This window comes from Corynebacterium evansiae (genome assembly GCF_027570065.1).
GTDB classification, from domain to species: domain Bacteria; phylum Actinomycetota; class Actinomycetes; order Mycobacteriales; family Mycobacteriaceae; genus Corynebacterium; species Corynebacterium evansiae.
In genome coordinates, this window is the sequence record NZ_JAKMUT010000006.1 from 171,269 (window position 1) to 184,337 (window position 13,069).

Below are 13,069 nucleotides of genomic sequence, written 5' to 3' on the forward strand. Positions count from 1 at the left end.
AACTAGAACGCAAGAAGACTTTCGAAGGGAAGCGTAAAGAATGAAGGATCGCGTAGTACTCGCATACTCCGGCGGGCTGGATACCACCGTGGCCATCAGCTGGATCGCCAAGGAGCGCAATGCAGAGGTCGTCTGCGTCTCCATCGACCTGGGTCAGGGCGGCGAGGACATGGAGACCGTCCGCCAGCGCGCCCTCGGTGCCGGCGCCGTGGAGTCCATCGTCGTGGACGCCCGCGACGAGTTCGCCAACGACTACTGCCTGCCGACCATCAAGGCCAACGGCATGTACATGAAGGAGTACCCGCTGGTCTCCGCGATCTCCCGCCCGCTGATCGTCAAGCACATGGCGGATGCAGCCAAGGAGCACGGTGGTACCGCCGTCGCCCACGGCTGCACTGGCAAGGGCAACGACCAGGTCCGCTTCGAGGTTGGCTTCGCCAACACCGCCCCGGACCTGGAGATCATCGCCCCGGTCCGCGACTACGCCTGGACCCGCGAGAAGGCCATCGCCTTCGCCGAGGAAAACGGCATCCCGATCGAGCAGTCCAAGTCCTCCCCGTTCTCCATCGATCAGAACGTGTGGGGCCGTGCCGTGGAGACCGGCTTCCTGGAGGATCTCTGGAACGCCCCGACCAAGGACGTTTACGCCTACACCGAGGATCCGGGCCTGGGCCAGGCACCGGACGAGGTCATCATCTCCTTCGAGTCCGGCGTGCCGGTGGCCATCGACGGCAAGAAGGTCACCGTCCTGGAGGCCATCGAGGAGCTGAACCGCCGCGCAGGTGCGCAGGGTGTCGGCCGCCTGGACATGGTTGAGGACCGCCTGGTGGGCATCAAGTCCCGCGAGATCTACGAGGCTCCGGGCGCCATTACCCTGATCCGCGCCCACGAGGCTCTGGAGGCGGTCACCGTCGAGCGCGAGCTGGCCCGCTACAAGCGCGGCATCGACGCCGAGTGGTCCAACCAGGTTTACGACGGCCTGTGGTTCAGCCCGCTGAAGCGCTCCCTGGATGCGTTTATCGACTCCACTCAGACCCACGTCACCGGCGACATCCGCCTGGTGCTGCACGCCGGTGCCATCACCGTCAACGGCCGCCGCTCCGGTAAGTCCTTGTACGACTTCAACCTGGCTACCTACGACGAGGGCGACTCCTTCGACCAGTCCATGGCCCGCGGTTTCGTGGAGCTGCACGGCCTGTCCTCCAAGATCGCCGCTAAGCGCGACCTGGCTAACTAGGTGACCAGCTAACTAGGCAACTGGATAAATAGAGCAGAAAGGCACACCCAAACATGACCACCGAGGCACACGGCACGAACGAGGGCGCCCTGTGGGGCGGCCGATTCTCCGGCGGCCCAACTGAGGCGATGGCCGCCCTGTCGAAGTCCACGCACTTCGACTGGGTTCTGGCCCCCTACGACGTGCTGGCCTCGCAGGCTCACGCGCGGGTGCTGCACAAGGCCAATCTGCTGAGCGACGAGGACTTCGACACGCTCATCGCCGGCCTGCAGAAGCTGGGCGAGGACGTTGCCGATGGTTCCTTCGGTCCCGAACCCAGCGACGAGGACGTCCACGGCGCAATGGAGCGCGGCCTGATTGACCGCGTTGGCCCCGAGGTCGGCGGCCGCCTGCGCGCGGGCCGTTCCCGTAACGATCAGGTGGCTACCCTGTTCCGCATGTGGGTGCGCGACGCGATCCGCGACATCACGGCGGGCGTGCTCGACGTCGTCGACGCGCTGGTGGCTCAGGCTGACCGCCACCCAGAGGCCATCATGCCGGGTAAGACGCACTTCCAGGCCGCCCAGCCGGTACTGCTGGCCCACCAGCTGCTGGCGCACGCACAGCCGCTGCTGCGCGACGTGCAGCGTTTCCAGGATCTGGATAAGCGCCTGGCTGTGTCCCCGTATGGTTCCGGTGCGCTTGCCGGTTCCTCCCTGGCGCTCGACCCGGAGGCCATCGCGGAGGAGCTCGGCTTTGACTCTGCTGCGGATAACTCTATTGACGCCACCAGTTCCCGCGACTTCGCCTCTGAGGCAGCCTTTGTGTTTGCCCAGGTGGCGGTGGATCTCTCTCGCCTGGCGGAGGAGGTCATCGCCTGGTCCACCCCGGAGTTCGGCTACGTCACGCTGGCCGACGAGTGGTCCACCGGCTCGTCGATCATGCCGCAGAAGAAGAACCCGGATGTTGCCGAGCTGATGCGTGGCAAGACCGGCCGCCTGATTGGCAACGCCACCGGCCTGCTGGCCACCCTGAAGGCCATGCCTCTGGCCTACAACCGCGACCTGCAGGAGGATAAGGAACCCATCGCGGATTCCGTCGCACAGTTGAATCTGCTGCTCCCGGCGATGGCCGGGCTGGTCGGTACCTTGACATTCCACCCGGAGCGTCTGCGCGAGCTCGCCCCCGCAGGCTTTACACTTGCCACCGACCTGGCGGAGTGGATGGTTCGCCAGGGCGTGCCGTTCCGCGTGGCCCACGAGGCCTCCGGCTCTTGCGTCCGCATTGCGGAATCGCGTGGAGTGGACCTGGTGGACCTGACCGATGAGGAGCTGGCGGGCGTGCACGAGGCTCTGACCCCGGAGGTGCGCGAGGTGCTAACCATCGACGGTGCAGTTGCCTCCCGCGCTACCCGTGGCGGCACCGCCGGGGTGCGCGTTGCCGAGCAGAAGGAGCGCGTGCGTGAGGCCGCTGCCGCCGACCGGAAGTGGGCGGAGAAAACCCGCCTGGTCTAAGAGTCAGTGGGCTTAGATCCCGACCCCGTGCTCATTCGCCCCGCCGGGCAGGTTGTGCAAACGCACTCCCTGCCCGGCGGCGTGCTGTGCAAAGCGGTCGACGAAGCTCGCGGAGCGTTTGCCGGACGCGCAATAAACCACTGCGTCCACGCTTCCCTCTGCGTTGCTGTCCTCGGCAGCAAGACTCTCAATGAGCTGCTCGGCTAGCTCCGGCTGCTCGCTCCACACAGTGGTGGGCAGGTGGTAGCCCGGGTGCTCAGCAAAGGACGGCAGATCCTTGATGGCCTTCTCACCCGGCTCGCGCACGTCGATGGCAACCGCTGCGCCGTCGGCGAGGCTACTCAGCAGGGAAGCGGCCGTATCTTCCTCGGCTGCGTCAGCTCCAGCGCTATCAACCGCGCAGCTCGACATGTCCTCCTCCACGATCTCGCTGACCGGCTGCCGCTGGGGATCGGCGGCCACGTTGAAGTGTTGGATGTTGGCCGTGAGGGCGTCATAAATATGCAACCGCCCGACCTGCTGCGCGCGACCGTCCGGGGCTCGCAGGAACTTAATGGTTTCCGTGGCCATCAGGCCGGCGACCACCGAGGTCGTCACGCCCAGCACTCCGGCGGTGGCGCAGTCCGGCACACTGTCGGGGTCCGGCTGGGAGGGGTAGAGGTCGCGCATGCCCACGCCCCGGCCAGCCGTTTCGGCGCCAGTGCCAGCGCCGGGGCCAGACCACCAGACGGCCACGTCGCCGCGGTAGCGCAGGACTGAACCCCAGACCAGGGGAGTGCCGGTGGCCTCGGCGGCATCGGCGGCCAGGAACTTCGTGGCGAAGGTATCCGACCCGTCGATCAGCACGTCCACGTCTTCTAGCAGCTCAGCGGCGTTGTCGGCGCGCAGGCGCCCATGGATGCCGTGAAAGATTAGGCCGGGCTGCAACTCCCGCAGTCGTTCTCCGGTGACCTCCACCTTGGGGCGGCCGACGTCGCTGGCTCCGAAGAGGATCTGCCGGTGGATGTTCGTGATGTCCACCGTGTCGTCGTCGATGACGGAAATCTCGCCGACCCCCGCCGCGGCCAGGGCTTGCATCAAGGGGCAGCCGAGCCCGCCCGCGCCGATCACCAGCACGTGCGCTTCGTGCAGTCGCTCTTGTTCCCGCAGCCCGTGGCCCGGCAGGATCGTCTGCCGGGCGACGCGCTTTAGCTCCTCGGCGGGCAGCGTGGTGTAGTCGGAGGTGTAGTCGCCGAGCATCACAGCACCTCGTCGGCCCAGCCATCCCAGCTGGCCAGGCCGTCAAAGCTGGAGGAGGCCAAGGCACCTTGGGCGTGCGTGCGCTGGGGAATGCGCCCCGCCTCTCGTGCCAGCCGGCCGGCCTCCACAGCCGCCTTCATGGACTGCGCCATCGCCACCGGGTCCTGGCAGCGGTTCACTGCGCTGGCCAGTAGCACTCCGTCGCAGCCCAGCTCCATCGCCAGGGCCGCGTCGGAGGCAGTACCGACACCGGCGTCCAGAAGCACCGGAACCTGAGCGCGCGAACAGATCAGCTCGATATTGTGCGGGTTCAGGATTCCCAGGCCCGTGCCGATGGGGGAGCCCAGCGGCATGACCGCGTGCACGCCCACGTCCTCCAGCCGGCGGGCGACTACCGGGTCGTCGCTGGTGTAGGCCAGCACCACGAAGCCTTCGGCCACCAGCATCTCGCAGGCATCCACTAGCTCCACCACGTCGGGCAGCAGTGTGTGGTCGTCGGCGATGACCTCCACCTTCACCCAGTTGGTTCCCAGCGCCTCGCGCGCAAGCTGAGCCGTCAGCATTGCATCGCGGGCGGTCTGGCACCCGGCGGTGTTCGGCAGCACGTCGATGCCCAGGCGGTTCAGCAGCTCGAACACGCTCTCGCCGCCGCCGGTGGTCTTGGCGCTGTGGCGGCGCATCGCCACCGTGGTCAGCTGCGTGCCGCTGGCCACCAGCGCGTCCTCCAGCAGTGATTGGCTGCTGGCCCCGCCGGTGCCCATAACCAGGTGGGAATCGAATTCCTTGTCCGCGATCTTCAGCATGATCTTGTCCTCTAGCCGCCTTTAGCCGCCCTGGACGGCGATCAGGATGTCCACCGCGTCGCCGTCCTCCAGCGCGCGCCCCCAGTCGCTTGCCGGCACCACGGAGCGGTTCACCGCCACCGCGACTCCCTTCGCCCCCTCGTTCTCGGAAACCTCGCGGCCCGTCTCCGCAGCCACGACCTCCGCCACGCTCGGTGCCTTGTCGGCCGACCGTGGCTCTTCATTCACCGTGTAGTTCATCGATCCTCCTCAGATCGTTTGTGCGTACGCCCCGCAGCTTTAGGCATGCCGCAGTGGCGCGCAGCTGGCTAGGTTCATCTCTGGGGCTATCTCAGCTTCCAACGCAGACACCGGCTTGCCCATTCCCAGCGCTGCCCCCACTGTAGCCCCCAGCGCAGACAGCAAAATCCCGTGGCGGAAGTAGCCCGTGGAAACCACCAGCTTCTCGCCGACTTTCCCTAGGTAGGGGAGATCATCCGGCGTGCCAGGCCGCTCGCCGGTGATCGCCTCGATAAATTCGCACTCCTGGATGCCCGGCACAATCCGGATCGCGTCGCGCAGCAGCGTGTACACCCCATCCACGGCGGGGCCGCGTCGCGAGTCCTCGCGGCTGGTCGCGCCCACGGCGATCGTGCCGTCGGTACGCGGGATGATGTACACCGGCCGGTCCTCCACAAACGCCCGGATGACGCGCCCCACGGGCGCCTCCATCCCCTCCGGCACTCGTAGCCGCAGCATATCGCCGCGCACGGGGCGCAGCTTCAGCGGTGACTGCTCGCCCTCGTACCAGCCGCGCACCTGCCCGGCGCCCAGCCCGTTGCACAGGTACACCATGTCGCCCGTGTGCGTCGCCGCGTCGGTCGTCACCACACCGTCTTCGATGTGGCTCACCCGCTCGTCGATGATCGCCACCCCCATGTTCCGCAGCGCATCTAGCAGCGCCGCGCAGTACATACGAGGGTTCACCTGGTGGTCGCCGGGGATTTCGACCACGCCGGATAGCTGCGGACTGAGCCCCCACTCGGCCTTGCGCGCTTGGCGCAGCGGTAGTCGCTGCACCTCCATACCGTGGCCGTGCTGGTGCTCGGTCAGCTCGGTGAGGTGCCGCGCGTCCGCCCGGTCCGCCCCCACCACGAAGGTCGATTCTGTTCTATGGCCGGTGCTTAGGGAGGTCTTTTCGCCCAGCTGTTGCAGCAGGTCGTCGTACAAGTTTTTGGACGCCACCATCAGCGGGTACAAAGGCTCCTGCTTATACTGCACCTCTGCGACCGGGGCCAGCATGCCGCCCGCGACGAAGGAGGCTCCGCTCACCGGGGCGGGGTCGATCACCGCCACGGTGGCCGGATCCGCCCCGAGATCCACCAGCTTAAAGGCGGTGGATAGGCCCACGATCCCCGCGCCGACCACTATGTGGTCATAGTGCTGGGAAATAGTGGGGCTGGGATTAGTCACTTCTATTCACTTCCTTTGGGGCGGGTTGAAAGCGGTGGGCGTCACGAAGAAAAACCAGTGAGCACCTGCCGTGCTGTGGCGCGCGGGTCGGGCGAGTTCATGAACCCGCGAACGATCGCAACTCCCGCCACACCCGTGGCAGCTAGGTCGGCGGCATCCTCCGCGCGCACGTCGCCGATGGCAACCACCGGCACGCGCGAGGCCTCCACCAGCGCGGGATAACCCTCTAACCCCAGCGGCTCGCGGCCGGAATCCTTGGTGGGGGTGGGGCGGAAAGGCCCGGCGCCGATGTAGTCGATCACATCCGCATACTCGTTGGCCTGCTGCACCAGGGGCAGAGTGCCGGTGGTCAGCCCGATAATGGCATCCTTGCCCAAAACCTGACGAGCCAAGCGTGGGTCCAGGTCGTCCTGGCCGATGTGCACGCCGTGGATGTTGTGCTCCGGCATGAGGGCGGCGGCAACGTCCACGCGGTCGTCAATCAACACCTTGGTAGCCGGATTGGCCTGCTGCACCGCGGCGGCGACCTCGATGGCCAGTGCCGTGAGGTCGCGCACGCTGATCGGTTTGCTGCGCACCTGTACCACGCCCGCACCCCCGGCGGCCGCGGCTGCGGCCACGTCCACGACCTTCTCGTGAGGGGCGCCCGTGACCAGGTAGCAGCGCAGATCCAAGTTAGCGCTCACTGTGCGCTGCCGCCTCCTTCTGCAGATCCTCGGCGACTTCCTTCGCCTCGTCGCGGTTCAGGTACAGCTGGGAGCCCGCGCGGCGGAACTCCTCAGCCATTTCCTCCTCGCCCGCAGCGTTGAGGCCGTCTACGCCGTCTACACTCTGTCGGCCGAAGCCCGGCAAGCCCAGGTCCTTGACCAGCGACTGCTTCTGGTCGGTGGCCAGCGCCTCGTCGATCTCGTCGCCGAAGGCATCGCGGATGTCCTGGCTGATGCGCATGGAGCAGAACTTCGGGCCACACATGGAGCAGAAGTGCGCGGTCTTCGCGGGCTCCGCAGGCAGCGTTTCGTCGTGATACGCCTGCGCGGTGTCCGGGTCCAGGGAGAGGGCGAACTGATCGTGCCAGCGGAACTCGAAGCGGGCCTTACTCATGGCGTCGTCCCATTCGTGGGCGCCCGGGTGGCCCTTGGCAACATCGGCGGCGTGGGCGGAGACCTTGTAAGTGATCACACCGGTCTTCACGTCGTCCTTGTTCGGCAAACCCAGGTGCTCCTTCGGGGTGACGTAGCACAGCATTGCGGTGCCACCCATGGCGATATTTGCCGCACCAATGGCGGAGGTTATGTGGTCGTAGCCCGGAGCGATGTCCGTGACCAGCGGCCCCAGCGTGTAGAACGGTGCGCCGCCGCACCATTCCTGCTCCTTTTCGTTGTTGACCTGCACCATGTTCAGCGGCACGTGGCCAGGGCCTTCCACCATGACCTGCACGTCGTACTCCCAGGCCCGGTGGGTCAGCTCGCCGATGGTTTTCAGCTCTGCGAACTGGGCTGCGTCGTTGGCGTCCGCGATGGAGCCGGGGCGCAGGCCGTCGCCCAGGGAGAACGCGACGTCATACTTGGCGAAGATCTCGCACAGCTCGTCGAAGTTCTCGTAGAGGAAGGATTCCTTGTGGTGCGCCAGGCACCAGCCGGCCATGATGGAGCCGCCGCGGGAGACGATGCCGGTGACGCGCTTGGTGGTCAGCGGTACGAAAGGTAGGCGCACGCCGGCATGGATGGTCATGTAGTCCACACCCTGCTCGCACTGCTCAATGACGGTATCGCGGAAAATCTCCCAGGTCAGGTCCTCGGCCACGCCATCGACCTTCTCCAGAGCCTGGTAGATCGGCACGGTGCCGATCGGTACCGGGGAGTTGCGCAGGATCCACTCGCGAGTGGTGTGGATGTCGTTACCGGTGGACAGATCCATCACGGTGTCCGCGCCCCAGCGGGTAGCCCAGCGCAGCTTGTCCACCTCCTCGCGGATGGAGGAGGTGACGGCGGAGTTACCGATGTTGGCGTTGATCTTCGTGGTGAAGGCGTTGCCGATGATCATCGGCTCGGACTCCGGGTGGTTGACGTTGTTCGGAATGATGGCCTTGCCGGAGGCCACCTGCTCGCGGACCTTCTCCACGTCGCAGTGCTCGCGCAGTGCCACATACTCCATTTCCGGGGTGATGATGCCCTGGCGGGCGTAGTGCATCTGGGTGACGCGCTTGCCCTCCTTGGCCCGCAGAGTCGGGCGGGTGGAGCCCTTCCACTCCTCACTGGCCTCGCCGCGCTTGACCGCGCGGTTGCCGTCGTCCAGCAGGTTACGGCGGCGGCCTTCGTAGGCCTCCACGTCGCCGCGGGCTTCGATCCACTCGCTACGCAGGCCCTCCAGCCCCTTGGTCGGCTCGGCCCACGGGCCACGGGTGCGGTAGATACGCACCGGCTCGTTCGGGCCGGTCGGGGAGTCGTCCAGCTGGATCTCCGTCTCCGGCACCTGCAGTGTGAAGGTCTTGCCGAAGGACTCCACGGTCTTCTCGATGGGGGAGAAGCTGTGCTTCGGGTGGATCTCCGCGCCGTACTCGTCGGTGGGGGTGGTGTTTTGGGTAGACGTATCCGTCATAAAGACTCTCCTGACTCTTCCTTCGCTGGTTCTAACCAGACAGGTTCTAGCGGTACTCGCGCGGGTTTCAGCGCGATCTCAGCCCGATACCTCGGGTGCCCGTGTTCGGTTGTGCTCCCCACTGTAACGCACCGATCACAGCCGTGTAGTTCTGGCCTGATTAGTTTCCGTTTCGGTTGTTGGATTTGCCCTGAAAAGCAGCTGTGTGTGCAATATGATCAGCCCTATGGCGACCCCGTATCCCAGTAGCTTGAACAGCACTGGTAAGAAAAAGAGCCCCATAAAGTTCCTTCTTGTTGTCATCTTGCTGTTGATTGCAGCGGGTGCATACGTAGTCGGCTCGGGGGATTTCCTCGACAGCTTCAAAAAGCTGGGCGGGAAGTCCTTCGATACCAGCAAGCCACTGAAGATCGTCGCTGCCACGGAGCTGACGGACATGGAGCCGTTTGTCCATCAGGCCTCCGCGGACCTGGGGTTCGACATTGAAATGGAGTACGACAGCGGCACACTCGTCAACACTCGTAACCTGAATGATGGTGCATATAGGGATAAGTATGACGCCACTTGGTTTGCAACCAACGCCTTTGCCAAAGCCCAGGGCATAAAATCGCAGGGTGAAGATCACAGCATTGCCCGTTCGCCGGTAGCTCTGGGGCTCAAGCAGGACGTGGTGGATCGCCTGGGGTGGCGCAATAAAGACATTAGGTGGGCGGACATCGCGGATGCCGCAGCCCGTGGCGACCTGACCTTCGGCATGACGGATCCGCAGGAATCCAACTCCGGTTTCCTTGCCCTCCTTTCGGTAGCCGCGGAATTCAGCGACTTCACTCCTGGGCAGGCTTTCGATTCCTCGAAGGTGAGCATGGACGAGCGCCGTATGGAGGACTTTTTCTCCGGCCAGACGATCACCTCCGGGTCTTCCGGCTGGCTACGGGACACTTTCGTGAAGAACCCGGGTAAGGCCGACGGCATCTTCAACTATCAGGCAGTCCTGCAGTCGATGAAAGAAAGCGACAACGTCGACATCGAGGTATTCGTCCCCGGTAATGCCGCGGGTGCTGCGGATTACCCCATCTCGGCACTTCGGAACCCCGGAGATCAGAAGGCCGATGAGGATGCACAGGCGAAAGTCGAGGCCCTGGCAGATTGGTTTAGGGAGCACAGCGTGGAGGTAGGGGAGAAGACCCACCTGAACGTCTGGGGCGAGGACGCAGAGAACAAGGGCATACAGCGCTACTACGAATACCCGAAGTCCGAGGACCAGCTTGTCTCCCTCGTTAGCCTGTATCGGGATCAACTGCGCCGACCAGCGGATAGTAACTTCCTGCTAGATACTTCTGGTTCGATGCGGGGCAACCGTTTGGCGGATCTAAAGAACATTCTGAATAAGCTCATCGACGGCACCGCCGGCGAAAGCAATAACCCGAAGGGGTTCACCCGCCGAGAGACGATTACCCTCATGCCTTTCAGTAGCAAGGTTGCGGACGGGTACACGCAGGAGAACTACGACCCGGACAATGCACAGCAGAAGCAGGACCTGCGGGGTTACGTTAACGGCTTGCAGCCGCGCGGTGAAACCGCGATTTATGACGCCGTGTTGCGTGCCTACGATCGTGCGGGCGAGGGCGGTACCCTGAATTCGATTGTGCTGATGACCGATGGCGAGTCGAACTCTGGCACGAGTCGCCAGGACTTCATCACAAAGATGACTCACAAGATGGCCGAGACTAACCACAAGATCCCGGTGTTTGTGATCCTGTACGGTGAGGCCAGCGAGGAGGAGATGAACTTCTTGGCGAACTTCACCGGTGGCAAGGTCTTCAACGCGCGTGGCGGTGACCTGGCCAAGGCGTTCGAAGAGATCCGCAGCTACCAATAGAAACGAAGACAGGCCGCTAGGCAGAAAGAAGCCGTGAACTCTAAGTACTCCCTGAAGATCATCGTCGCGCTTGTCGTGTTCGTCGCCGTAGTGGCCGCCCACGCTGCGGTGGGTCTGGGTTCTTTATGGCTAATCACGGCGGGAGCCCTCGCCGGTGTCGCCGGTGTTCTGACGCCTGAGCGGCATCCACAAGAGGCACTGGAAGCGCCGCCGAAACCCAGCGCCGTTGTTTCTCCAGTCGAGTCCCTGCAGGAAATGCGCACCCGGATCAAACAGCTAAAGCAATCCATAAAGCTTTCCGGCGAGCAACGGCAGGAGTTTTTCGCGGATCTGGATCATTTCTTCAAAACCTGCCGGGACGTTGTCCAAGAGTGGGACCACTTGGAAGCGGATCCCTTCCAAGAAGAAAAGGTTCGTCGCATTATGGATGTCTATTTTCCGGAAACCTGCAGAATCCTGGAGGAGATGCCGACGGCAGCGCATGGGCAGGCAGTTGAAGATTTCCGCGCATCGCTGGCAGTTTTGCAGACAGAGATAGACGAGGTTCACCAAGCTATCCTGCGGGACAATCTCCAAGAACTAAAGGACAATCGCACATTCTTGGAGCTGCAGTTCGGAGTTCTGAATGAGCCCGACGAACAAAGCTAGAAGTATTGGGCGGCGTAGGGGGCGTCACTAAGAAAGAAGCCCGAAGCACCGGCTAGAGTAGACAGCATGATTGACCAGAAGCTCCTAGAGATCCTCGCGTGCCCCATCGACAAGCAGCCGCTGGAGGATCACGGTGACTATTTGGTGAACCCCCGCCTGAACAAGGCCTATCCGGTGCAGGACGGCATCCCGGTACTGCTGGTCGAAGAAGCTAAAGACTGGCCCGTTAAGTAGCAACGCACAAAAAGCACAGAAGAAAAGCGAGAACGAGCACGCATGAGCGACAACAAGAACATCATCGACGAGCTGCAGTGGCGCGGCCTGATTAACCAGTCGACCGACCTGGAGGCGCTGAAGGAGGCCACGCAGAACCCCATCACGTTGTACTGCGGTTTCGACCCGACGGGCAGCTCCCTGCACGCGGGCCACTTGGTGCCGCTGATTATGCTGAAGCGCTTCCAGCAGTTCGGCCACCGTCCGATCACCCTGGCCGGCGGCGCGACGGGCATGATCGGCGACCCTCGCGACGTGGGCGAGCGCTCCATGCTCACCGAGGAGCAGATCGGTGAGAACATGGTGGCCATCAAGAAGCAGCTAGAGGCATTCGTCGACTTCGCCGAGGACAGCGATGTGGATAGCCCGGCCGTGATGGTGAACAACGCGGACTGGATCAGCCAGATGAACGTCATCGAATACTTGCGCGATGTCGGCAAGAACTTCTCGCTGAACACCATGCTGGACCGCGATACCGTGAAGCGCCGCCTGGAATCCGACGGCATTTCCTACACCGAGTTTTCCTACATGCTGCTGCAGGCCAACGATTACGTGCACCTGCACAACGAGTTTGACTGCGTGCTGCAGATCGGCGGTGGCGACCAGTGGGGCAACATCGTTTCCGGTGTGGACCTGAACCGCCGCGTGAACGGCGCCAAGGTGCACGGCCTGACGGTTCCGCTGGTGACGGACGCGGAGGGCAACAAGTTCGGCAAGTCCACCGGAGGCGGCAAGCTGTGGCTGGATCCGGAGCTGACCAGTCCGTACTCCTGGTACCAGTACTTCATTAACGCGGGCGATTCCGTGGTAATCGACTACCTGCGTTGGTTCACCTTCCTTTCCCAGGAGGAGATCGCGGAGCTGGAGCGCAAGGTCGCCGAGGAGCCCTTCAAGCGCGAGGCGCAGCGAGTTCTGGCCCGCGAGATGACCACTCTGGTGCACGGCGCGGCTGCCACCGAGGCTGTGGAGCTGGCCGCCCAGGCGCTGTTCGGCAAGGCTGAGCTGCAGGATCTGGACGAGACCACCCTGGCTTCCGCCCTGCAGGAGACCGAGGTTGCCGAGGTCGGCGCCGACGCCACCATCCTGGACCTGCTCGTCGAGTCCGGCCTGGAGAAATCCAAGGGTGCCGCCCGACGCACCGTCGGGGAGGGTGGCGCGTACGTGAACAACCAGCGCATCGAGGACATCGAGTGGTCCCCGTCCGCCGAGGATCTGCTACACGGATCGTGGCTGGTGCTGCGCAAGGGTAAGAAGCGTTTCGCCGGTGCGCGCGTTGGTGCTTCTTCTTAGTGACGCCACCCGCACGGCCTGTATGTGCTTAACCGATCCCTTGGTAGTTGCATTTTCCTGCCTCTACCAGGGGATTTGTGTCTTTCTTGGCGTTGGGTGTACATTAATTCAAGTCGCCGAGAGCGAGCGGGGAAATAAAACCGGCTCGAGAGGCTCG

At 63.9% G+C, this 13,069-nt stretch carries 12 protein-coding genes; 6 read left to right on the top strand and 6 right to left on the bottom strand.

Features of this window, described 5'->3' with window-relative positions:
- The first annotated feature begins 40 nt into the window (after window positions 1-40).
- Complete coding sequence (locus tag L8V00_RS07855) at window positions 41-1,237, top strand: argininosuccinate synthase (protein ID WP_269944692.1); 1,197 nt, start codon at window positions 41-43, stop codon at window positions 1,235-1,237.
- 53 nt (window positions 1,238-1,290) lie between these two features.
- Window positions 1,291-2,730: an argininosuccinate lyase gene (gene argH, locus L8V00_RS07860; RefSeq protein ID WP_049049362.1), complete on the top strand. Its 1,440-nt coding sequence runs from the start codon at window positions 1,291-1,293 to the stop codon at window positions 2,728-2,730.
- A gap of 12 nt (window positions 2,731-2,742) precedes the next feature.
- On the opposite strand, the gene L8V00_RS07865 is transcribed toward argH, so the two are convergent.
- The 6 genes from L8V00_RS07865 to thiC are packed head-to-tail and all read right to left on the bottom strand — an operon-like array spanning window position 2,743 to window position 8,822.
- Window positions 2,743-3,969, bottom strand: coding sequence for a ThiF family adenylyltransferase (locus L8V00_RS07865; RefSeq protein ID WP_269944698.1), 1,227 nt, complete (start codon window positions 3,967-3,969; stop codon window positions 2,743-2,745).
- A complete protein-coding gene (locus tag L8V00_RS07870; protein ID WP_269944693.1) occupies window positions 3,969-4,772 on the bottom strand; it encodes a thiazole synthase in 804 nt (267 codons plus the stop codon). Before L8V00_RS07870 ends, L8V00_RS07865 begins: the two co-directional genes overlap by 1 nt.
- A 21-nt stretch (window positions 4,773-4,793) precedes the next feature.
- A complete protein-coding gene (gene thiS / locus L8V00_RS07875) occupies window positions 4,794-5,012 on the bottom strand; it encodes a sulfur carrier protein ThiS (protein ID WP_035005721.1) in 219 nt (72 codons plus the stop codon).
- Between the two features lie 39 nt (window positions 5,013-5,051).
- Window positions 5,052-6,224 (bottom strand): glycine oxidase ThiO, encoded by a 1,173-nt coding sequence (gene thiO / locus L8V00_RS07880; RefSeq protein ID WP_269944694.1) that lies wholly within the window; start codon window positions 6,222-6,224, stop codon window positions 5,052-5,054.
- A 41-nt stretch (window positions 6,225-6,265) separates the two neighbouring features.
- Window positions 6,266-6,910 carry a thiamine phosphate synthase gene (locus tag L8V00_RS07885; protein ID WP_269944695.1) on the bottom strand — a complete coding sequence of 215 codons (645 nt, stop codon included), beginning with the start codon at window positions 6,908-6,910 and terminating at the stop codon, window positions 6,266-6,268.
- Complete coding sequence (gene thiC / locus L8V00_RS07890; protein ID WP_035005725.1) at window positions 6,900-8,822, bottom strand: phosphomethylpyrimidine synthase ThiC; 1,923 nt, start codon at window positions 8,820-8,822, stop codon at window positions 6,900-6,902. The genes L8V00_RS07885 and thiC overlap by 11 nt, the downstream gene beginning before the upstream one ends.
- 226 nt (window positions 8,823-9,048) lie before the next feature.
- Here thiC and L8V00_RS07895 point away from each other — a divergent pair, with 226 nt between their 5' ends.
- From L8V00_RS07895 to tyrS, 4 genes are all read left to right on the top strand, one after another.
- Window positions 9,049-10,701, top strand: a complete 1,653-nt coding sequence (locus L8V00_RS07895; protein ID WP_035005727.1) for a vWA domain-containing protein — start codon at window positions 9,049-9,051, stop codon at window positions 10,699-10,701.
- A gap of 33 nt (window positions 10,702-10,734) precedes the next feature.
- Window positions 10,735-11,349, top strand: a complete 615-nt coding sequence (locus tag L8V00_RS07900) for a hypothetical protein (protein WP_035005730.1) — start codon at window positions 10,735-10,737, stop codon at window positions 11,347-11,349.
- A 66-nt stretch (window positions 11,350-11,415) separates the two neighbouring features.
- Window positions 11,416-11,583: a Trm112 family protein gene (locus L8V00_RS07905; RefSeq protein ID WP_005295682.1), complete on the top strand. Its 168-nt coding sequence runs from the start codon at window positions 11,416-11,418 to the stop codon at window positions 11,581-11,583.
- A gap of 42 nt (window positions 11,584-11,625) precedes the next feature.
- Complete coding sequence (tyrS, locus tag L8V00_RS07910; RefSeq protein ID WP_269944696.1) at window positions 11,626-12,912, top strand: tyrosine--tRNA ligase; 1,287 nt, start codon at window positions 11,626-11,628, stop codon at window positions 12,910-12,912.
- Window positions 12,913-13,069: the final 157 nt, after the last annotated feature.